Origin of the sequence: Mesorhizobium sp. M4B.F.Ca.ET.017.02.2.1 (assembly GCF_003998955.1) — a bacterium.
In the GTDB taxonomy this organism is placed as follows: Bacteria; Pseudomonadota; Alphaproteobacteria; order Rhizobiales; family Rhizobiaceae; genus Mesorhizobium; species Mesorhizobium abyssinicae.
Window position 1 is genome coordinate 1 of record NZ_RZOF01000043.1, and the last position, 21,495, is coordinate 21,495.

At 64.1% G+C, this 21,495-nt stretch carries 19 protein-coding genes and 1 pseudogene; 14 read left to right on the top strand and 6 right to left on the bottom strand.

The window, feature by feature from the left end; genetic code table 11:
* Nucleotides 1-119 precede the first annotated feature (119 nt).
* From EN738_RS08320 to EN738_RS08335, 4 genes are all read left to right on the top strand, one after another.
* A complete protein-coding gene (locus EN738_RS08320) occupies nucleotides 120-1,448 on the top strand; it encodes an aspartate aminotransferase family protein (RefSeq protein ID WP_127283263.1) in 1,329 nt (442 codons plus the stop codon).
* Between the two features lie 70 nt (nucleotides 1,449-1,518).
* Nucleotides 1,519-2,769 (top strand): Zn-dependent hydrolase, encoded by a 1,251-nt coding sequence (locus tag EN738_RS08325; RefSeq protein WP_127283264.1) that lies wholly within the window; start codon nucleotides 1,519-1,521, stop codon nucleotides 2,767-2,769.
* A 64-nt stretch (nucleotides 2,770-2,833) separates the two neighbouring features.
* Nucleotides 2,834-4,285 (top strand): dihydropyrimidinase, encoded by a 1,452-nt coding sequence (hydA, locus tag EN738_RS08330; protein WP_127283265.1) that lies wholly within the window; start codon nucleotides 2,834-2,836, stop codon nucleotides 4,283-4,285.
* A 2-nt stretch (nucleotides 4,286-4,287) separates the two neighbouring features.
* A complete protein-coding gene (locus EN738_RS08335; RefSeq protein WP_189340688.1) occupies nucleotides 4,288-4,665 on the top strand; it encodes a hypothetical protein in 378 nt (125 codons plus the stop codon).
* Nucleotides 4,666-4,745: 80 nt separating this feature from the next.
* Here the strand turns inward: EN738_RS08335 and EN738_RS08340 are convergent, their stop codons facing one another.
* Nucleotides 4,746-5,150, bottom strand: a complete 405-nt coding sequence (locus EN738_RS08340) for a cupin domain-containing protein (RefSeq protein WP_127283266.1) — start codon at nucleotides 5,148-5,150, stop codon at nucleotides 4,746-4,748.
* A 130-nt stretch (nucleotides 5,151-5,280) separates the two neighbouring features.
* Here EN738_RS08340 and EN738_RS08345 point away from each other — a divergent pair, with 130 nt between their 5' ends.
* The 4 genes from EN738_RS08345 (at nucleotide 5,281) to EN738_RS08360 (ending at nucleotide 9,271) form a co-directional block, all read left to right on the top strand.
* The gene (locus EN738_RS08345; protein WP_127283267.1) at nucleotides 5,281-6,072 is read left to right on the top strand and encodes an ABC transporter ATP-binding protein; all 792 of its coding nucleotides are present in this window, start codon (nucleotides 5,281-5,283) and stop codon (nucleotides 6,070-6,072) included.
* Nucleotides 6,073-6,228: 156 nt separating this feature from the next.
* Nucleotides 6,229-7,107, top strand: coding sequence for an ABC transporter permease (locus EN738_RS08350; protein WP_127283268.1), 879 nt, complete (start codon nucleotides 6,229-6,231; stop codon nucleotides 7,105-7,107).
* Nucleotides 7,104-8,258 carry an ABC transporter permease gene (locus tag EN738_RS08355; RefSeq protein WP_127283269.1) on the top strand — a complete coding sequence of 385 codons (1,155 nt, stop codon included), beginning with the start codon at nucleotides 7,104-7,106 and terminating at the stop codon, nucleotides 8,256-8,258. The genes EN738_RS08350 and EN738_RS08355 overlap by 4 nt, the downstream gene beginning before the upstream one ends.
* 41 nt (nucleotides 8,259-8,299) lie before the next feature.
* Nucleotides 8,300-9,271: an ABC transporter substrate-binding protein gene (locus EN738_RS08360; RefSeq protein ID WP_126053856.1), complete on the top strand. Its 972-nt coding sequence runs from the start codon at nucleotides 8,300-8,302 to the stop codon at nucleotides 9,269-9,271.
* A gap of 40 nt (nucleotides 9,272-9,311) precedes the next feature.
* On the opposite strand, the gene EN738_RS08365 is transcribed toward EN738_RS08360, so the two are convergent.
* Nucleotides 9,312-9,770 (bottom strand): Lrp/AsnC family transcriptional regulator, encoded by a 459-nt coding sequence (locus EN738_RS08365; protein ID WP_126093047.1) that lies wholly within the window; start codon nucleotides 9,768-9,770, stop codon nucleotides 9,312-9,314.
* Between the two features lie 123 nt (nucleotides 9,771-9,893).
* On the opposite strand from EN738_RS08365, the pseudogene EN738_RS08370 reads away from it, so the two are divergent.
* Nucleotides 9,894-11,178, top strand: a pseudogene (locus EN738_RS08370) (cystathionine gamma-synthase family protein).
* A gap of 144 nt (nucleotides 11,179-11,322) precedes the next feature.
* On the top strand, nucleotides 11,323-11,763 hold the full coding sequence (locus EN738_RS08375; protein ID WP_127283270.1) for a CHRD domain-containing protein: 441 nt from the start codon (nucleotides 11,323-11,325) through the stop codon (nucleotides 11,761-11,763).
* Between the two features lie 105 nt (nucleotides 11,764-11,868).
* On the opposite strand, the gene EN738_RS08380 is transcribed toward EN738_RS08375, so the two are convergent.
* From EN738_RS08380 to EN738_RS08390, 3 genes are all read right to left on the bottom strand, one after another.
* The gene (locus tag EN738_RS08380) at nucleotides 11,869-13,518 is read right to left on the bottom strand and encodes a thiamine pyrophosphate-binding protein (RefSeq protein WP_127283271.1); all 1,650 of its coding nucleotides are present in this window, start codon (nucleotides 13,516-13,518) and stop codon (nucleotides 11,869-11,871) included.
* Nucleotides 13,515-14,690, bottom strand: coding sequence for a CaiB/BaiF CoA-transferase family protein (locus EN738_RS08385; protein WP_127283272.1), 1,176 nt, complete (start codon nucleotides 14,688-14,690; stop codon nucleotides 13,515-13,517). Before EN738_RS08385 ends, EN738_RS08380 begins: the two co-directional genes overlap by 4 nt.
* An 81-nt stretch (nucleotides 14,691-14,771) precedes the next feature.
* On the bottom strand, nucleotides 14,772-15,704 hold the full coding sequence (locus EN738_RS08390; protein WP_127283273.1) for an alpha/beta hydrolase: 933 nt from the start codon (nucleotides 15,702-15,704) through the stop codon (nucleotides 14,772-14,774).
* Between the two features lie 190 nt (nucleotides 15,705-15,894).
* Between EN738_RS08390 and EN738_RS08395 the strand changes: the two genes are divergently transcribed.
* Complete coding sequence (locus EN738_RS08395; RefSeq protein ID WP_127283274.1) at nucleotides 15,895-16,905, top strand: ribonuclease; 1,011 nt, start codon at nucleotides 15,895-15,897, stop codon at nucleotides 16,903-16,905.
* 35 nt (nucleotides 16,906-16,940) lie between these two features.
* Here EN738_RS08395 and EN738_RS08400 read toward each other — a convergent pair whose 3' ends face one another.
* On the bottom strand, nucleotides 16,941-18,221 hold the full coding sequence (locus EN738_RS08400) for a GGDEF domain-containing protein (RefSeq protein WP_245494434.1): 1,281 nt from the start codon (nucleotides 18,219-18,221) through the stop codon (nucleotides 16,941-16,943).
* Nucleotides 18,222-18,486: 265 nt separating this feature from the next.
* On the opposite strand from EN738_RS08400, the gene ettA reads away from it, so the two are divergent.
* The 3 genes from ettA (at nucleotide 18,487) to EN738_RS08415 (ending at nucleotide 21,391) form a co-directional block, all read left to right on the top strand.
* Nucleotides 18,487-20,136 carry an energy-dependent translational throttle protein EttA gene (gene ettA, locus EN738_RS08405; RefSeq protein ID WP_127283276.1) on the top strand — a complete coding sequence of 550 codons (1,650 nt, stop codon included), beginning with the start codon at nucleotides 18,487-18,489 and terminating at the stop codon, nucleotides 20,134-20,136.
* A 35-nt stretch (nucleotides 20,137-20,171) separates the two neighbouring features.
* Complete coding sequence (gene tam, locus EN738_RS08410) at nucleotides 20,172-20,942, top strand: trans-aconitate 2-methyltransferase (protein ID WP_127283277.1); 771 nt, start codon at nucleotides 20,172-20,174, stop codon at nucleotides 20,940-20,942.
* 113 nt (nucleotides 20,943-21,055) lie between these two features.
* Nucleotides 21,056-21,391, top strand: coding sequence for a hypothetical protein (locus EN738_RS08415; RefSeq protein ID WP_127283278.1), 336 nt, complete (start codon nucleotides 21,056-21,058; stop codon nucleotides 21,389-21,391).
* The last annotated feature ends 104 nt before the right edge of the window (nucleotides 21,392-21,495 follow it).

Below are 21,495 nucleotides of genomic sequence, written 5' to 3' on the forward strand. Positions count from 1 at the left end.
GTGCTAACGTTTGTCCAATCGGTCAAAATTTGCGTAGCACGAAAACGCAGCTGAGACCAAGTGCTGGGAAGACCAAGCGTTAGCCGCACCGAAACAGGTTACAAGGGGAAGTCTTGGTCATGTCCAACCGGCTGAAAGTCACGCCGAACGATCTCAGCGCATTCTGGATGCCGTTCACGGCGAACCGGCAGTTCAAGCAAGCGCCTCGCATGTTCGTGTCCGCCAAGGACATGCATTACACGACCAGCGACGGCCGCAAGGTGCTCGACGGCACCGCCGGTCTCTGGTGCGTCAATGCCGGCCACTGCCGGCCGAAGATCACCGAAGCGATCCAGCACCAGGCGGCCGAGCTCGACTATGCGCCGGCCTTCCAGATGGGCCACCCGATCGTCTTCGAACTGGCGAACCGCCTGGTCGACATCGCACCGAAGGGCATGGACCATGTCTTCTTCACCAATTCGGGTTCGGAATCGGTCGATACCGCGCTGAAGATGGCGATCGCCTACCACCGCGCCAGGGGCGAAGGCTCGCGCACCCGCCTGATCGGCCGCGAGCGCGGCTATCACGGCGTCAATTTCGGCGGCATCTCGGTCGGCGGCATCGTCAACAACCGCAAGATGTTCGGCACGCTGCTCGGCGGCGTCGACCATATGCCGCACACGCATCTGCCGGAAAAGAACGCCTTCTCGAAGGGCGTGCCGGAACACGGCGCGGAACTCGCCAACGAGTTGGAGCGCATCGTCGCGCTGCACGACGCCTCGACCATCGCGGCCGTCATCGTCGAGCCGGTGGCCGGCTCGACCGGCGTCATCCTGCCGCCGAAGGGCTATCTGCAGAAGCTGCGCGAGATCTGCACCAAGCACGGCATCCTGTTGATCTTCGACGAGGTCATCACCGGCTTCGGACGCCTCGGCACGCCGTTCGCCGCCGACTATTTCGGTGTGACGCCTGACATCATGACGACCGCCAAGGGCGTCTCCAACGGCGTCATCCCGATGGGCGCGGTATTCGTGACGAAGGAGATTCACGACGCCTTCATGACCGGACCCGATCACATGATCGAGTTCTTCCACGGCTACACCTATTCGGGCAATCCGATCGCCTGTGCCGCCGCGCTCGGCACGCTCGACACCTACAAGGAAGAGGGCCTGTTGACCCGCGGCGAAGAACTGGCGCCTTACTGGGAAGACGCGCTGCATTCGCTGAAGGGCGAGCCGAACGTGATCGACGTCAGGAACATCGGCCTGATCGGTGCGATCGAGCTGGCGCCGATCGCCGGGCAGCCGACGAAGCGGGCCTTCTCGGCCTTCGTCAAGGCGTTCGAGCACGGCTTGCTGATCCGCACCACCGGCGACATCATCGCACTGTCGCCGCCGCTGATCATCACCAAGGGCCAGATCAACGAATTGATCGACCATCTGCGGGATGTGCTGAGGTCGATCGACTAGACCTGCTTTGTCCGGTGTGGCGGCGTCGGGAACCGCCGCCCCACCGGGTAGTGAAATGAGAGGACTTTGAATGGCCGCCCCCGGCGAGAATCTGCGAATCAATTCAGACCGTTTGTGGGATTCCATCATGGAGATGGCGAAGATCGGCCCCGGCATTGCCGGCGGCAACAATCGCCAGACCGTGACCGACGAGGATGGCGAGGGCCGGCATCTGTTCAAGCGCTGGTGCGAGGCCGCCGGCCTCGAAATGGGGCTCGACGAGATGGGCACCATGTTTGCCCGCCGTGAGGGCACCGATCCCAGTCTGCCGCCAGTCTATGTGGGCAGCCATCTCGACACCCAGCCGACCGGCGGCAAGTATGACGGCGTGCTCGGCGTGCTCGGCGGGCTGGAAGTCGTGCGCTCGCTCAACGATCTCGGCATCAAGACCAAACACCCGATCGTCGTCACCAACTGGACGAACGAGGAAGGCGCGCGCTTCGCGCCGGCGATGATGGCGTCCGGCGTCTTTGCCGGCGTGCTCGACCAGGCCGATGTCTACGAACATGTCGACAAGGACGGCAAGAAGTTCGGCGAGGAATTGGAGCGCATCGGCTGGAAAGGCGCCGAGAAGGTCGGCGAGCGCAAGATCCACGCCTTCTTCGAACTGCATATCGAGCAGGGGCCCATTCTTGAAGATGAAGGCATCGACATCGGGGTTGTCACCCACGGCCAGGGCCTGAAGTGGCTGCAGGTGACGCTGACCGGCAAGGAGGCGCATACCGGTTCGACGCCGATGCCGAAGCGACGCAATGCCGGCCTCGGCATGGCGCGGGTGATCGAGCTGGTACACGAGATCGCCATGGACTACCAGCCGGACGCGGTCGGCGCGGTCGGCCACATGCAGGCCTATCCGAACTCGCGCAACATCATTGCCGGGCGCACCGTCTTCACCATCGACATCCGCTCACCGGAAAAGGAGGTGCTCGACGCCATGGACGCGCGCGTGCGCGAAGGCATCGACACGATCTGCGATGCGCTCGACATCAAATACCAGATCGAGCAGGTCGGCCATTTCGATCCGGTGACCTTCGACAAGAACTGCGTCAAGGCGATCCGCGATGCCGCCGAACGGTTGGGCTACACGCATCGCAACATCGTCTCGGGTGCCGGCCACGACGCCTGCTGGATCAACCGCGTTGCCCCTACGGCGATGGTGATGTGCCCCTGCGTCGACGGGCTCAGCCACAACGAGGCTGAGGAGATATCCAAGGAATGGGCGGGCGCCGGCGCCGACGTTTTGTTCCATGCGGTGGTGGAGACGGCTGTCATCGTCGAGTGAGGTCCGGAATCTAGAATTCAACGCTGCTCGCAAAGAAGCGCGATTAGAACAGGGGAACATGAAAATGACCAAAGTCATCAGGAACGGCACGATCGTCACGGCCGACCGCACCTGGAAGGCCGACGTGCTGATGCAGCACGGCAAGATCGTCGCCATCGGCTCGAACCTGCACGGCGACCATGAGTTCGACGCCACCGGCTGCTACGTCATGCCGGGCGGCATCGATCCGCACACCCATCTCGAAATGCCGTTCATGGGCACCTATTCGGCCGACGATTTCGAATCCGGCACCCGCGCGGCACTTTCCGGCGGAACGACGATGGTGGTCGATTTCTGCCTGCCGGCGCCGAAACAGTCGCTGCTCGAAGCGTTGCAGATGTGGGACAACAAGACCTCGAAGGCGGCCTGCGACTATTCATTCCACATGGCGGTCACCTGGTGGGGAAAGCAGGTGTTCGACGAGATGGCGACCGTCGTCGACAGGGGCATCACCTCGTTCAAGCACTTCATGGCCTACAAGGGCGCCCTGATGGTCGACGACGACGAGATGTACGCGTCGTTCCAGCGCTGCGCCGATCTCGGCGCTCTGCCGCTGGTGCATGCCGAGAATGGCGACGTGGTTGCAGCCCTTTCTCAGAAGCTGCTCGCCGCCGGCAACAACGGCCCCGAGGGGCATGCCTATTCGCGGCCGCCGGAAGTGGAAGGCGAGGCGACCAACCGCGCCATCATGATCGCCGACATGGCCGGCGTGCCGCTCTATGTCGTGCATGTCTCCTGCGAGCAGGCGCATGAGGCCATCCGCCGCGCGCGCCAGAAGGGCATGCGGGTGTTCGGCGAGCCGCTGATCCAGCATTTGACGCTCGACGAGAGCGAATATTTCAACAAGGACTGGGACCACGCCGCGCGCCGCGTGATGAGCCCGCCCTTCCGCAACAAGCTGCACCAGGATTCGCTGTGGGCGGGCCTGCAGGCGGGATCGCTGCAAGTGGTGGCGACCGACCATTGCTCGTTCACCACCCAGCAAAAGCGCAACGGCGTCGGCGACTTCACCAAGATTCCGAACGGCACGGGCGGGCTCGAGGACCGGCTGCCGGTGCTGTGGACGACCGGCCTCAACACCGGACGGCTGACGATGAACGAATTCGTCGCGGTGACCTCGACCAACATCGCCAAGATCCTCAACATGTACCCGAAGAAGGGCGCCATCGTCGAAGGCGCGGACGCCGACATCCTGGTCTGGGATCCGAAGCGCAAGAAGACGATCACCTCGAAGAAGCAGCAGTCGGTGATCGACTACAATGTGTTCGAAGGCTTCGAGGTGACCGGCCTGCCGCGCTTCGTCTTCTCGCGCGGCGAATTGTCGATCGAGGAGGCGGAGGTCAAGGCCAAGGTCGGCCATGGCGAATTCGTCGCCCGCGAGCCGAACGCCGCGGTCAACCGGGCGCTGTCGACCTGGAAGGAGATCAGCGCGCCGCGCAAGGTGGAACGCACCGGCATTCCGGCGACCGGGGTCTGAGCGTGCGCGTTTCTCATTTTGCGTTTGCGGCCGCAGCGCTGCTCGTCGCCGGTCAGGCTTCCGCGGCTGCGATCGACCTGTCGAAACCCTATGGCAACAAATCCGGCTGCATCAACAAGAACGGCCAGGAAATCTATGCCGAGGACATGCTGCTGTTGACCGACGAGGCATTCGTCACGGTGGCGAGTGCCTGCACCTTTACCGAAAAGAAGGCACAGGCCGACGGCTCGCTGCTGGTCAAGGCGCAATGCCAGGCGGAAGGCGAGGAGGGTGAGTCACCCGCCCAGTTCACCATCAAGCGCAGCGCCAAGAACGCCAAAAAGCTGGTGATCGCCGACGAGGACGGCAATGTCATGGGAGAAGTCTCCCGGTGCAAATGACGCTTGGAGTTTTTCCTTCGGTTCCGAAGCAAGACAGCATTTGTGCGACGCCAAGCGATCCCGCTTGGCTGCAAAATGCCTTAGGCAACCAGCGCATCCAGTTCCGGCAGCAGGACGACGCTTTCCTGCTCGTTGGGGTCGGTGCGGGCGATGACCGCCGACGAGGGCGCGCCGCTCAGATTGGCGGGCAGATGCGGCACGCCGGCGGGGATATAGAACAGGTCGCCGGCCTTGACGACGATGTGATGCTCAAGGCGGTCGCCATACCAGGTGTGGACCTCGCCGGAGAGCACGTAGATCGCCGTCTCATGGTTCTCATGCATATGCGCCTTGGCGCGGGCACCGGGCGGCATGGTGAGCACGTGCATGCAGATGCCGGACGAGCCGACCGACTCGGTGGCAATGCCGGCGAAATAGGTCAAACCCTGCTTGCCTTCATAAGTGCTTTCGGGGCGGATAAGATGACAAGTCGGTTTGAGCGACATCGGGGAAACTCCGGGCGTCGGGCTGGCGGGACAAGGCCAATGGGGCAGGGTGAGTGGAAAACAACGTCGCGATAAAAGCAATCGGAATCCAGCCGGCGCCGCAGGCACGGGAACGGGCAGGCGCCAGCCAATGACCGGACAGTCGCCAGCCGTCGTTTCGGCAAGCAAGCTAGGCCTCACCTTCCAGACCAATGACGGTCCGGTGCAGGCGCTGTCCAATGTCGACCTCACCATCGGCAAGGGCGAATTCGTCTCCTTCATCGGCCCGTCTGGTTGCGGCAAGACGACCTTGCTCAGGGTCATCGCCGACCTGGAGAAGCCGACATCGGGGACCATTTCGGTCAACGGCCTGACGCCGGAGCAGGCGCGCGAGAAACGCGCCTATGGCTATGTCTTCCAGGCGGCCGCCCTTTTCCCGTGGCGCACGATCGAGCGCAATGTGGCGCTGCCCCTGGAGATCATCGGCCTCTCAAAGGCAGAGCAGGCGGAGCGCATCAAGCGCACGCTGGAACTGGTCAACCTCGCCGGCTTCGAGAAGAAATATCCCTGGCAGCTTTCCGGCGGCATGCAGCAGCGCGCCTCGATCGCCCGTGCGCTCGCTTTCGACGCCGACTTGCTCCTGATGGACGAACCGTTCGGCGCGCTCGACGAGATCGTGCGCGACCATTTGAATGAACAGCTTCTGGAATTGTGGGAGCGGACCAACAAGACGATCTGCTTCGTCACCCACTCCATTCCCGAGGCGGTGTACCTCTCGACGCGCATCGTCGTGATGTCGCCGCGGCCGGGCCGCGTCAGCGACGTTATCGAATCGACGCTGCCAAGAAAGCGGCCGCTCGACATCCGCGAGACGCCGGAGTTTTTGGCGATCGCCGCGCGCGTGCGCGACGGCCTCCGGGCAGGGCACAGCTATGATGATTGAGCGCCGTCAGGAGCGAGCGCCTGCCCGCGCCTTCGTCATCCCAGGGCGAGGCGCCCGCGATGCGGCGTGCGTGAAGGGAGCGGCCAACCACGCCTTCGGCCTTCGCTTCGCTCCGGCTACCCTCCCCCCGGCGGGAAGAGGAGAGGGGCAGCGCTGATGGACTCCTTCCGCTCGAAAATCATCCCCGTCACAACCATCCTCGCAGCCGTGGTGGTCGCCTGGTATGTCTTTGCCGTTGTCCTCACCGCGCCGTTCCAGCGCGATCTCGACCAACGCGCCAATGAGACGCCCGGCACCGCCGAATTCATCGGCAAGACGCTGTCGCAGCCGAAGCCGACGCTGCCGGCGCCGCATCAGGTGGCGGTGAATTTCTTCGAGAACACCTTCCTGCGGTCAGTCACCTCGAACCGCAGCCTGGTCTACAACGCCTGGGTGACGCTGTCCTCGACGCTGCTCGGCTTTGCCTTCGGCACCGCGCTCGGCATCGTCATTGCCGTCGGCATCGTGCATGTGGCGACGCTCGATCGCAGCCTGATGCCGTGGGTCATTGCCTCGCAGACGATTCCGATCCTGGCCGTTGCGCCGATGATCATCGTGGTGCTGGCGGCGGTCGGCATCACTGGGCTGATCCCCAAAGCGCTGATCTCGACCTACCTGTCTTTCTTCCCGGTGACCGTGGGCATGGTGAAGGGGCTGCGCTCGCCGGAGCTCATGCATCTCGACCTGATGCATACCTACAATGCCAGCCGCGCGCAGACCTTCTGGAAGCTGAGGGTGCCGGCATCGGTGCCGTTCCTGTTCACCTCGATGAAAGTCGCGGTGGCGGCAAGCCTGGTCGGCGCCATCGTCGGCGAGCTGCCGACCGGCGCTGTCGCCGGCATCGGCGCCAAGCTGCTTTCCGGCGCCTACTACAGCCAGTCCATCGACATCTGGTCGGCGCTGGTCGCCGGCTCGGTCGTGGCAGCACTTCTGGTGATGGTGGTCGGCGTTGCCGGCCGCCTCGTCGACCGCGCCATGGGCGGGAGGCCGGCATGAGTTGGCTCAAACCATCCTGGCAAGGGCTGCTGGCGATCCTGCTATGCCTGATCGCCTTGGCCCTCGGCGCGATGTCGAAGCCGGAAGCGGCGGCGCTGGCGCAACCTGAAGCGTCTTTCGACTATCCCTACCTTGCGACGAAGGGGCTGATGTTCGGCCTGCTGCTGCTGGCAGCTCTTGCCTCGATGGCCAGGCTGACCACGATCGTCGAAGCCCTGGTGCTTTTCATCGGCGCGCATCTCGCCGCCTGGCTGCTGATCACGGGCATAAACGGCTATGAAGGCACGGCGCTGGCGCCATTCTTCCTGCTGCTCGCCGCGGCCTGGCTGCTGGGATGGCGCTGCGTGGCGGTGCTGTCTTCGCTGCGCCCGGTGGCGAACTGGGTGCGGACCGCCCTGCGGCTGATTATCCCGGCGATCTTCGGCGCCTGGATCCTGATCATCTGGGAAGCGGTGACCCGGGGAGCCGGCATTCCCTTCATCCTGTTGCCGCCGCCAAGCGCCATCGGCGCGCGCATCGCCGGTTCGCTGCCGGTACTCGGCGCCGATGTCCGGCAGACCATCTTCAAGGCGGTGATCTTCGGCTATGTCGTCGGCAGCGGCGCCGGCTTCCTCGCGGCGATCGCGGCCGACCGCGTGCCGTTCCTCAGGCGCGGGCTCTTGCCGATCGGCAACATGGTCTCGGCGCTGCCGATCATCGGCGTGGCGCCGATCATGGTGATGTGGTTCGGCTTCGACTGGCAGTCAAAGGCGGCGGTCGTCATCATCATGACCTTCTTCCCGATGCTGGTGAACACGGTCGCCGGGCTTGCCGCTTCCGGCCACATGGAGCGCGACCTGATGCGCACCTATGCGTCGGGCTATTGGCCGACGCTCATCAAGCTCAGGTTGCCGGCCGCCGCTCCCTTCATCTTCAACGCGCTGAAGATCAACTCGACGCTGGCGCTGATCGGCGCCATCGTCGCGGAGTTCTTCGGCACGCCCGTCGTCGGCATGGGATTCCGCATTTCGACCGAGGTCGGGCGGATGAACATCGACATGGTCTGGGCCGAAATCGCAGTTGCAGCACTGGCGGGTTCGGTCTTTTATGGCGTGGTCGCTCTTGTCGAAAGAGCCGTCACGTTTTGGCATCCCTCTGTCCGTGGTGGATAGGGGCGGTGGGTTTAAGGGTGCTAACTTCAGAGGGTAAAAACATGAAAAGACTGATTATTCCTGTCCTGGCCGGCGCGATGTCGCTGGCCGCTTTCCAGGCGATGGCCGCCGACAAGGTGACGCTGCAGCTGAAGTGGGTCACGCAGGCCCAGTTCGCCGGCTACTATGTCGCCAAGGCCAAGGGCTTCTACGAAGCCGAGGGCCTCGACGTCGACATCAAGCCCGGCGGCCCCGATATCGCTCCCGAGCAGGTGATCGCCGGCGGCGGCGCCGACGTCATCGTCGACTGGATGGGCGGCGCGCTTGCCGCGCGCGAGAAGGGCGTGCCGCTGGTCAACATCGCCCAGCCGTTCAAGAAGGCCGGCATGGAGCTGGTCTGCCCGAAGGATGGCCCGATCAAGACCGAAGCCGACTTCAAGGGCCACACGCTCGGCGTCTGGTTCTTCGGCAACGAGTATCCGTTCTACGCCTGGATGAACAAGCTCGGCCTCAAGACTGAGGGCGGCCCGGACGGCGTCACCGTGCTGAAGCAGAGCTTCGACGTGCAGCCGCTGATCCAGAAGCAGGCGGACTGCATCTCGGTCATGACCTATAACGAATACTGGCAGCTGATCGACGCCGGCTACAAGCCGGAACAGCTCACCGTGTTCAACTACTCGGCCATGGGCAACGATTTGCTCGAAGACGGGCTCTATGCGTTGGGAGACAAGCTCAAGGATCCGGCCTTCGAGGACAAGATGGTGCGTTTCGTGCGCGCTTCGATGAAGGGCTGGAAATATGCCGTGGACAACTCCGACGAGGCAGCCGGCATCGTCATGGACAATGGCGGCCAGGACGAGAACCACCAGAAGCGGATGATGGGCGAAGTCGCCAAGCTGATCGACAATGCCGATGGCAAGCTGATTCCGGAAGCCTATGAGCGCACCGCCAAGGCGCTGCTCGACCAGAAGATCATCACCAAGCAGCCGGAAGGCGCGTACACCACGGCGATCACCGACAAGGCGATCAAGTAGGTCGGCTGAACGGTAACATCCCGATCTCGAGAACGGCGCCTCAGAGGCGCCGTTCCTTTATGGTGTTCATGACGAAGCTGGTCTCGATCGAGGCGACGCATTTCAGCCGCGCGATCTTTTCCTTGATGAAGCGCTCGTACTGCTCGAGGCTTCCTGCCACCACCTTCAGCACATAGTCGCGCGAACCGGTGACGAGGTGGCATTCAAGCACCTCTTCCCAGCCGCGGATCGCTTCCTCGAACATGACGATCTCGTCCTCGTTCTGGCGGCTGAGCCGGATGGTGGCGATGGCGACCATGCCCCAGCCGAAGGCGGCCGGATCGACCAGGGCGGTATAGCCTCTGATGACGCCGGCTTCCTCCAGACGCCGCACGCGCCTCAGGCAGGGCGACGGCGACAACCCGATCCGCTCGGCAAGCTCGTTGTTGGTGATGCGGGCGTCGGCTTGCAGTTCACGCAGGATCTTGCGGTCGAAATCGTCGGCTATCTTCTGCTGCACTTTTTGGCTCTCCAGGCAATTCATTGCGACAACGCAGCCATGGGAGCCCAAAAATAGCAAGGACTGCATGATGGGGATGGCATAAATTGCGAGGCAACACTCCTCGAAAAGCAGGAAATAGCCATGACCGCGCCGCGCCCGTCGAAAACCCACATCGGCAACCACAAGCTCCATCCGGAGACGCTGATGCTGAGCTATGGCTTCGATCCGCAGCTCTCGGAGGGCGCCGTCAAGCCGCCGGTGTTCCTCACCTCGACCTTCGTGTTCAAGTCGGCGGAAGAGGGGACGCGACTTCTTCGACTACACCTCCGGTCGCAAGGAACCTCCGAGCGGCACGGCTTCGGGTCTGGTCTATTCGCGCTTCAACCATCCCAACAGCGAGATCGTCGAGGACCGGCTGGCGGTCTACGAGGGCACGGACGCCTGCATCCTGTTCTCGTCCGGCATGTCGGCGATCGCGACTACACTTCTCGCCTATGCCCGCCCGGGTGACGTCATCCTGCATTCGCAGCCGCTCTATGGCGGCACCGAGACGCTCCTGACGCGCACGCTCGCCGGCTTCGGCATAGAGGCTGTCGGCTTCGCGGACGGCGTCGACGAGGCGGCGGTTCGCGCGGCTGCCGATACAGCCACGGCCAAGGGCCGGGTGTCGGTCATCCTGATCGAGACGCCGTCAAATCCGACCAACAGCCTTGTCGACATCGCGCTGATGCGCAGGATCGCCGACGAAATCGGCGCCAGGCAAGGGACGAAGCCGATCATCGTCTGCGACAACACGCTGCTGGGTCCGGTGTTCCAGCGGCCGATCGAACACGGCGCCGATGTCTCCGTCTATTCGCTGACCAAATATGTCGGCGGCCATTCCGATCTGATCGCCGGCGCCGCGATGGGCAGCAAGGCGGTCACCAAGCCGATCAAGGCGCTGCGCGGCGCGATCGGCACGCAGCTCGACCCGCATTCCTGCTGGATGCTCGGCCGCTCGCTGGAGACGCTGTCGATCCGCATGGAACGCGCAAACGACAATGCGCGCCTGGTCGCCGAATTCCTGCGCGACCATGCCAAGGTCGAGAAGGTGCATTATCTGCCGTTCCTGGGCGAGGACACGCCTTCGGGCCGCACCTATCGCGCGCAGTGCAGTGGCGCCGGCTCGACCTTCTCCTTCGACATTCGCGGCGGGCAGAAGGCGGCGTTCGCCTTTCTCAACGCCCTGCAGATCTTCAAGCTGGCGGTAAGCCTCGGCGGAACGGAATCGCTCGCCAGCCACCCGGCGGCCATGACCCATTCGGGTATCCCCTTCGAAGTGCGCCAGCGCATCGGCGTGCTCGAGACCACGGTCAGGCTGTCGATCGGCGTCGAGCACCCGGACGACCTGATCGCCGATCTGACGCAGGCGTTGGCAGCCGTCTGATCACTGCCTTCGTGGACTCCAAAAAGGGGCGGGCAACCGCCCCTTTTCGCCGCGATGTCAAATCGGCGTTACCGGGCGGAAACATCGGCTCCTCAAGCCGTTGTGGCGGTGCATCCATTCCGGGATGTCAAAACGGAGGTTTCCATGCGCATTCAACCCCTCGCGCCGATGCTCTCGGCGCTGGCCATTTCCGCGTCGGTCCTGCTTGCCTTTCCTGCCTTGGCCGAAACGGTGAAATACACGGCGACGCTCGATGGCAGCCAGCAGAGCCCGCCTGTCACCACCAAGGGCAAGGGAACCGCCACATTCACCTTCGACACCGCCAAGAAGAAGCTGAGCTGGAACGTCAAATATTCCGGCCTCAGCGGACCGGCGATTGCGGCCCACATTCACGGCCCGGCTGCGATGGGCGCGAATGCCGGACCCGTCATCCCGTTCAAGAAGCTCAAGAGCCCGATCAAGGGATCGGCGACGCTGACCGATGCGCAGGCGGCCGATCTGGAGGCCGGCAAATACTATGTCAACGTCCACACCGCCGCCAACAAGGACGGCGAGATCCGCGGCCAGATCGAGAAGGCGATGTAAGACGCAAAGGGGCGGTTCATCGCCCCTTTGTCGTCAGCCGACGGAAAGGGCGGTTTGCCGCCCTTTCGCAGTTGAGCGCAGAAAGGCAGGAGGCTGCCTTTCGCCTTAGCTCTTGTCGCGGATCTGCGTCAGCGTGCGGGTCGGCGTGATCGCCTCGGGATCGAGCCTTATCTCGACGATCGCCGGCCTGCCGCTGGCGCGCGCGCGCTCGAAGGCCGGCGCGAAGTCGGCGGTCTTCTCGACCGTCTCGCCATGGCCGCCATAGGAACGGGCAAGGGCGGCGAAGTCCGGGTTTTTCAGACTGGTGGCGACGACGCGGCTCGGATATTCGCGCTCCTGATGCATGCGGATCGTGCCGTAAATGCCGTTGTTGACGACGATGACGATGATCGGCAGATCGTACTGGACTGCGGTGGCGAACTCCTGCCCGTTCATCAGGAAGCAGCCGTCGCCGGCGAAGGCGATGACTTCGCGGTCCGGGTGCAGCGCCTTGGCGGCGACCGCCGCCGGCGTGCCGTAGCCCATCGAACCGGAGGTCGGTGCCGCCTGCGTGCCGAAGCGGCGGGAGCGGTAGAAGCGATGCACCCAGGTGGCGTAATTGCCGGCGCCGTTGGTGAGGATGGCGTCTTCCGGCAAGACCTTTCCGAGATGCTCGATGATCGGCCCCATCTGAACTGAGCCCGGGCCGGTCTGCGGCGGCGTCGACCATTCGAGATAGGCGGCATGCGCCTTTTCGGTCTCGGCCGCCCAGGAGGGCTTGGCCGAAGGCTTGCGCCTGGCGAAAGCCTCGACGAAGGCGGCGGGCGAAGCGTTGATGGCTATAGTCGGCCGGTAGACGCGGCCGAGCTCGCCGGCATCGGAGTGGACGTGCACCAGCGCCTGGTCGGGGTAGGGGCTTTTCAGCAGCGTGTAGTCGGAAGACGGCATCTCACCCAGGCGGCCGCCAAGCATGAGCACGACCTCGGCTGCCTTGACCTGCGCCGCCAGCTTCGGGTTGATGCCGATCCCGACATCGCCGGCGTAGTTCGGATGCAAATGATCGAACAGCATCTGGCGGCGGAAGGAGCATCCTACGGGCAATGACCATGCCTCGGCGATGGCGTGCATCCGCGCCACCGCTTGCTCGTCCCAGCGCGTGCCTCCGAGGATGACGAACGGGCGCTTGGCGCCGGCGAGAAGCTTTTCCAGCGCGTCGAGCTCAGCCTCGCCGGGGCGTGTCTCGACCGGCGTGTGCGGCAGTGCTTCAGGCGCCTCGACGACGCTGGTCAGCATGTCCTCGGGCAGCGAGATGACGACCGGGCCGGGACGGCCGGACGTCGCGACGGCGAAGGCGCGGGTGACGAATTCGGGGATGCGCGAGGCATCGTCGATCTCGACCACCCATTTGGCAATGTCGCCGAAGAAACGCTTGTAATCGACCTCCTGGAAGGCCTCGCGCTCCTTGGCGTGGCTGGCGACCTGGCCGATGAACAGGATCACGGGGACCGAATCCTGCATCGCGATGTGGATGCCGGCCGAGGCGTTGGTGGCGCCGGGGCCGCGGGTGACGAAGCAGATGCCGGGCTTGCCGGTCAGGCGGCCCTGGCAGTCGGCCATCATCGCGGCGCCGCCTTCCTGGCGGCATACGATGGTGCGGATGGGCGAGTCATGCAGCGCGTCGAGCACCGCGAGGTAGGATTCGCCGGGCACGCAGAAGATGCGGTCGGTGCCGTTGGCTTCAAGCGCCTCGACGATCAGTTGTCCGCCGGTTTTCATTTCGCTGATCTCTCCAGTTCGGCCAGGATTTCCTCGGTGTGCTCGCCAAGACGCGGCGAGGGGCGCTCGTAGACCAGCGGCGTGCCGGACATCACCATCGGCGCGCGCACCGAGGGCAGGCGATTGCCGTGGCCATCGTCGAGATCGAGCCGCATGCCGCGCGCGATCGTCTGCGGATCGTCGAACATCTGGCCGATCGTGTTGATCGGGCTCGCCGGCACGCTTGCCGCTTCGAGCTTCGCCAGCAGCGGATCGCGATCAAAGGTCTTGAGCGCCTCGATGATGCGCTCGCGCAGTCTCGCGCGGTTGGCGACGCGGGCAGGATTGGTGGCGAAATCCGGGTTCGACGGCAGATCGTCGAGGCCGACCGCTGCGCAGAACTTGCCGAACTGGCCGTCATTGCCGACGGCCAGGATGATGTGACCGTCTTTCACCGGCAGCACCTCGTAGGGCGCAATGTTCATATGCGCGTTGCCCATCTGCACCGGCGACCTGCCGGAAACCAGATAGTTGAGGTTCTGGTTGCCGAGCGCCGAGATCTGGCTGTCGAACAGCGCCATGTCGATGTGCTGGCCCTCGCCGGTCTTCTCGGCATGGCGAAGTGCGGCCTGGATGGCGATCACCGAATAGAGGCCGGTGAACAGGTCGGAAATGGCGACCCCGGCCTTCTGCGGCTCGCGGCCGGCCTCGCCGGTGATCGACATCATCCCAGCCATGGCCTGAATGATGAAATCATAGCCCGCGCGTGGCGCGTATGGTCCGTCCTGGCCGAAACCAGTGATCGAGCAATAGACGAGACGCGGGTTGATCTTCTTCAGGCTCTCGTAGTCGAGCCCGTATTTCTTCAGCCCGCCGAGCTTGAAGTTCTCGATCAGCACGTCGGCATTGGCGACCAATCGGCGCAGCGTATCGGCGCCCTCGGGCTTGGAGAAGTCGATGGCGATGGAGCGTTTGCCGCGATTGCAGGAGTGATAATAGGCGGCCGACAGGTTCTCGCCGTCATGGCTCATGACGAAGGGAGGGCCCCATTTGCGGGTGTCATCGCCGCCGTCCGGGCTCTCGACCTTGATGACATCGGCGCCCAGATCGGCGAGCAACTGCCCCGCCCAGGGCCCGGCGAGGATGCGGGCGAGTTCGATAACGCGTATGCCTTTCAGCGGAGGCTCGGCCATGGATCACCGTGTTGGGTCGAAAGCGCAGCCTCTATCAATCCCCGCCGCTGCTGTCACGGCCCTTGCGATGGGCCAACCGCCTCACGCATTGAGAACTTTGTCCGCCCATGCGGCAAAATCGGCCATGACGATGTCCCGGTTCACCTCGTTCAGGCTTTCGTGGCGGGTCTCCGGGTAAACCTTTGAAACCAGATTCGAAAAGCCCATCCCCCGCATGCGCCCGGCGAGGTGGTTGACCGCCTTGCCGTAATCCGAGGCGGGATCTTTCTCGCCGCCGAGCAGATTGATGGGAAGGGTGCGGCGCACGCCGGAAAAATTGCCGTCGCTGCCGCCGTAGATCGCCATCTTGACGACGTCCCGCCACATCGACACCGAGGCATCCCAGCCGCAGAGCGGATCGGCGACGTATTTCGCGACCTCGTCCTCGTCGCGCGACAGCCAGTCGAACATCGTCTTGTGGTTGGGCACGGCCTTGCCCCAGGCCTGGAAGGTCAGCCTCGGCAGCAGCCTTGACGGCACGTCGGAGCCCAGCCGCATCCTTTCCCAGCCGAGGATGGCGAGCGCCAGCTGCCCAAGCAGGCCCTGCGAGAAATTGCCGTTCCAGATCGCGGCGGCATGGACGCGCGCCGAATGACGCAGAAGGAAGTTCAATGCCACCGACGCGCCCATCGAATGGCCGAAGAGGATGACCGGCAGGCCCGGCTGCTCGCCGGCGATCAGGTCATGAATGGCGGTGACATCGGCGATGACCTTGGCGCCGCCATCCGCATCGGCGAACTTGCCGAGCGGTGCGTCGGGCGCTCTGGTCGCGCCATGGCCACGGTGGTCATGCACGTAGACATGAAAGCCGCGCTCGGCGAGGAAATCGGCGAAGCGGGCATAGCGCGCCGCGTGCTCGGCCAGTCCGTGGTTGATCTGGACGACGGCGCGCGGGTGGCCGCTCGCCTGCTTCACATAGAGGTTGAGGTCGGCGCCGGTCGGCGACTTGACCATGCGCTGCTGGCTGAATGGCATTTCGCTTCGTCCCCCCCGACGCCCTTCTCGTGCTCACGAGAGTTTTGTTTGCGCTGGCGCCGGTTTTAGGTCAATGCGGCCCGGCTGATTTTGCGATGTGGGCTTCTTCTCCTGCGGCGCGGGCCATCGCAATTCTGACACGGAGACAGCGGCAGTGTGTGCCGCGACATTTTGAGCCGAGGTGCGGGGAATGCGGACAGGTTTTGCTTTTTTGTTGGCTGCCGCCGTCACGGCGCTCGCCGGAGCAGCGCGGGCCGATGTGAAGATGAGCGGTAGCTTCGTGGCCGATGCCGCCTGTCCGGCGACGCAGGCGATCAAGAGCGGCAAGAACCCCGGGAACGTATCGACCGCGGCCGGGCAAAGCTACCAGCTGCTAGCGGGCAACAAGGACGAGCCGACGCATTACCTCATCCTCGTGCCGGGCGCCGATCCGGACCGCCGCTGGGTGAAGATCGGCTGCGGCCATGTCACCGGCGGCAGTGCTGCGGCGACGCCGGCGCCCGCCGAGCAGAACAAGCCGGCGCAGCCTGGCTCCGGCAAGCCGGAATATGTCTTCGCGCTGAGCTGGCAACCTGCCTTCTGCGAGACCAAGTCCAGCAAGCCCGAATGCCAGGCGCAGTCGAAGGCCGGTTTCGACGCCAGGCATTTCACCTTGCATGGGCTGTGGCCGCAGCCGAACGGCAACTTCTATTGCCAGGTGTCGGCAAGCGACAAGGCGAACGACAATCCCGCTCATTGGCAGGACCTGCCGAAGGTCGACCTCGATGCGAGTACCCGTGCCGAGCTCGATCAGGTGATGCCGGGCACCGCCTCCAAGCTGGAGCGCCATGAATGGATCAAGCACGGCACCTGCTACGGCAAGAGCCAGCAAGAGTATTTCTCGGATGCGTTGAACCTGATGCGGGCGGTGAACGCGTCGCCGGTGCGCGATCTCTTCACCAAGCATATCGGCAAGCAGCTGACGTCGGATCAGATCCGCAATGCTTTCGACAGCGCCTTCGGCGCCGGCGCCGGCAACCGGGTCCGCGTCTCCTGCCTGGTCGACCCCTCGAGCGGCAGGCGCATGATCGGCGAGCTGACGCTCGGGCTGTCGGGCACTATCGGCCCCGACAGCACGCTGGGCAGCCTGATGCTGGCTGCCGCGCCGACCTCCAAGGCGGGCTGCCCGAAGGGCACAGTCGACCCGACCGGTTTCCAGTAAGCCTGGCGGGGACGCTTCGCTCCGCCACCGGCGCCTTACGCCGATCTCGTCCAGATGCCGGGATTTTCGGCCTCGTCGTCGCCCAGTTCGCCGATGCCGCGGTCGCGCCCCGCCGATTTGGCCTTGTAGAGACGTTCGTCGGCCAGCGCGAAGATATCGGCCAGCGAGTTGCTGGCATCGCCAAGGGTGCAAACGCCGACGCTGACGGTCAGCTCGAACCTGCTGGTGCTGGCGGATGCCTTGACCGCGTGCCTGATGCTTTCGCCGAGCAGCCTTGCGACGGCATGCGGCTGCTCGGTCAGGATGGCGAATTCCTCGCCGCCTATCCGGAATACCTTTTGCTCGGCGCCGGCGACCTCGGTCAGCACGGTGGCGATCGACTTCAGCACCTTGTCGCCCTCGGCATGGCCGAAGCGATCGTTGATCGATTTGAAATGGTCGACGTCGACGATCAGCAAGCTGAGCGGCTTTAAGGTGCTCCGGCTGCGGGCGACCGCGGTCTGGCCGTCGGTCTCGAAGCTGCCGCGATGCAGCAGGCCGGTCAGGCCGTCGCGTCCCACATGCTTGACCAGCGCTTCGTAACGCTCGCGATAGGTCAGCGTGTCGAAAATGTCCGAGAGGCCGCGCGGCAGCGCAATGTCGTGGTCCTCGACCCATCTGAGATAGGCGACGAGCATGCCGCTATAGGCCAGCGCCGCCGCCATCTTGGCGAACCAGCCGCCGAAGAAGACCTCGATCGGCGCGCCGGCGACGAAATGGAGTGCGGTAAAGAAGCCGGCCTGATCGAAGGTCAGGACGCAGGCGACAGACACCAGGATGCGGGCGAAGGGTCGAGCGCGAAGATAGCGGCCGAGCTTTTCGTAGAGCAGGATGATCAGAATGGCGTCGATGAAAAGCAGCGACGTGCCCCACACCATCAGCCAGCCCATCTGGTCGATGAAACCGATGTCGGGAAGCTTGCCGTCGGGAAGCGGCGAGATCGAATGCAAGCGCAGGATCAACACCAGACCGATCATCAGGCTATTGCCGAGCAGCAGGCCATAGATCGGCTGGCGCACCGTCGCCGCGTCTTCCTTGATGTAAAGCAGGAGCAGCATCACCAGCTTGCCCGAGAACAGCACCGCCGAGCCCGGCGAGACCATGCCGAAGGGCAGGGCGACATAGAAGACGCTGGCCAGATAGGTTTCCAGGAAATGCATGACGCCGAGCGCGCAGACGAAGACGCCGAGCCCGATGCGCGCCCTGAAGCGGAACAGCGTGACCATGACGCCGAAATAGAGAACCGCTTCGGCAAGGAGCAGGAAACCGTTCAACACGCCGTCGATCCGTCCTTTTCGCTGAAATCGCCAGCAACCGGCGATTGTCATCCACCTCCGTTTTGCCGGGAAATGATTAATCGGTGCTTGCGCATCGACGCTTGGCGCGCCGAAAAAGGGCGATGGCAACCGAATGCTTGCAGGCAGACGAGCGTTTGGTGATCGGGCCGCGGCGCCGAAAGCGATTGCCGATCGGCACGGCATCGCCTACATAGCGCGCAATCCCATTCATTCCGACATCCAGCAACTCTCAGGGAAAGCGCGCGTGGCTCGCCAGTTCATCTATCACATGTCCGGCCTGTCGAAGGCCTATGGCACCAAGAAGGTGCTCGATAACGTTCATCTGTCCTTCTACCCGGACGCCAAGATCGGCATTCTCGGGCCCAACGGCTCGGGCAAGTCGACCATCCTGCGCATCATGGCCGGGCTCGACAAGGAGTTCCAGGGCGAAGCGTGGCTGGCCGAAGGCGCGACCGTCGGCTACCTCGCGCAGGAGCCGCACCTCGACAACAGCAAGACCGTGCGTGAAAACGTCATGGACGGCGTCGCCAGGAAGACCGCCATCATCGAGCGCTACAACGAGCTGATGATGAACTATTCCGACGAGACGGCGGACGAGTCCGCCAAGCTCCAGGACGAGATGGACAGGCTGAACCTGTGGGACCTCGAGCAGCAGGTCGAGATGGCGATGGACGCGCTGCAGTGCCCGCCGGCCGATTCCGAGGTGACCAACCTGTCGGGCGGCGAGCGCCGCCGCGTGGCGCTGTGCCGGCTGCTGCTGGAGCAGCCCGACCTGCTGCTGCTCGACGAGCCGACCAACCACCTCGACGCCGAGACCACGCAATGGCTGGAAAAGCATCTGCGCGACTATCCGGGCTCGGTGCTGATCATCACCCACGACCGCTACTTCCTCGACAACGTCACCGGCTGGATCCTGGAGCTCGATCGCGGCCGCGGCATTCCCTACGAGGGCAACTACACCAAATATCTCGACGCCAAGGCCAAGCGCCTGATCCAGGAAGGCCGCGAAGACGACGCGCGTCAGAAGTCGATCTGGCGCGAACGCGAGTGGATCCAGTCCTCGCCCAAGGCGCGCCAGACCAAGTCGAAGGCGCGTATCAAGGCCTATGAGGAACTGGTCGAGCAGTCGCAGAACCGCAAGCCGACCGACACCCAGATCGTCATTCCGTCGAGCGAGCGGCTCGGCAATGTCGTCATCGAGGTCGAAGGCCTGAACAAGGGCTTTGGCGACGAGCTTTTGATCGAGGACCTGTCGTTCAGGCTGCCGCCGGGCGGCATCGTCGGCGTCATCGGCCCGAACGGCGCCGGCAAGACAACGCTGTTCAAGACCTTCACCGGCCAGGAAAAACCGGATGCGGGTACGGTCCGCATCGGCGAAACGGTCAAGCTCGGCTATGTCGACCAGAGCCGCGATGCGCTCGATGGGAACAAGACGGTGTGGGAAGAAATCTCCGGCGGCGCCGAGGTGATCAAGCTCGGCAAGCACGAGGTCAACAGCCGCGCTTACTGCTCGTCCTTCAACTTCCGCGGCGGTGACCAGCAGCAGAAGGTCGGCAACCTTTCGGGCGGCCAGCGCAACCGCGTGCATCTGGCCAAGATGCTGAAGGGCGGCGGCAACGTGCTTCTGCTCGACGAACCGACCAACGACCTCGACACCGAAACGCTGGCCGCGCTGGAAGACGCGCTGGAAGCCTATGCCGGCTGCGCCGTCATCATCAGCCACGACCGCATGTTCCTCGACCGCATGGCGACGCACATGCTCGCCTTCGAGGGCGATGCGCATGTCGAATGGTTCGAGGGCAACTTCGAGGAATATGAGAAGGACAAGCTGCGTCGCCTCGGCGCCGAAGCGGCAACCCCGCACCGCATGACGCACAAGCGGCTGACGCGGTGATATTGGCCGAGGGCGGCGAACGAAGAGGTTCCGAAATGGCCGACTGGTCCGCCGCCCAATATCTGAAATTCGAGGACGAGCGCACGCGGCCCGCGCGTGATCTCGTCGCGCAGGTGCCGGTGGACTTCCCGCGCCGCGTCGTCGACATCGGCTGCGGGCCGGGCAACTCGACCGAGCTTCTGGTCCAGCGCTGGCCGGATGCCGAGGTGAGCGGCTTCGACACTTCGCCCGACATGATCGAGAAGGCGAGGGCGCGGCTGCCGAACGTGACCTTCGGGCTCGCCGACGCTTCCGCCTGGCAGCCGGAGAAGCCGGTCGACGTCATCTTCGCCAATGCGGTGTTCCAATGGCTGCCGGAACATCCCGCGGTGTTCCAGCGGCTGATGGGGTTCTTGAGTCCGCACGGCACGCTGGCCGTGCAGATGCCCGACAATCTCGGCGAGCCGTCGCACCGGTTAATGCGCGAGACGGCGGCCGAGATGCCGTTCGCCGAAAAGCTGAAAGGTGCCGCGCGCGAGCCGCTGCCGCCGGTGTCGTTCTACTACGATCTGTTGTCGCCCCACTCCGACCGGCTCGACATCTGGCACACCGTCTACAACCACCCGCTCGCCGATGCCGAGGCGATCGTCGAATGGGTGAAGTCGACGGGGCTGAAGCCGTTTCTCGATCCGCTCGACGCCGACGAGCGCAAGCTGTTCCTCGACCGCTACACGGCAAGGATCGCGAAGGCCTATCCGAAGACGGCGAACGGCAAGGTGCTGCTGCGCTTTCCCCGCATCTTCATCGCCGCGCGCCGTCCCGGTTAAGAAGCGTTAGCCAGCGCGCCGCGCTCATCACGAGTGCTTGACCGGATTTCGCCGCCATGCGCAGTCTTTCGGCCTGGATCGTGACCGGTGGTCCAGGTGGCGGGGGGTAGACTATGGCACTGGGGAAGATTGTCCTGGGCGGTTGCGTGGGCGTAGCCGCGCTGCTTGCCTTCTCGATGTCGGCAGAGGCCAAGCGGGCGCGCTGCTACACCACGGATGACGGCTATTTCTCCTGCAATTACAGGGCGATCGCCAGCGACGGCAGCTTCCGCATCTCGGCGCCCGGCTATCCGACCTATGTGCTTGAAATCGACGGCCCGGGCTTTGCCTATGGCTATATCAATTTCGGCCGCCGCAACGTGTCGCTGCCGGGCCAGTTCGTGCGCAGCCGCGACGACGGCGCCTGCTGGAACAATCCGCAGACCAACACCAAGCTCTGCGCCTGGTAATTCAAAGCATTCGATTTAAGCTGGCATAAACCGGCCAAATGCGACAAGTGTTGCGCCGGGAGCCCTGGCGCTCACATCAAGCCGCAACGCCCGCGCAGGGGACG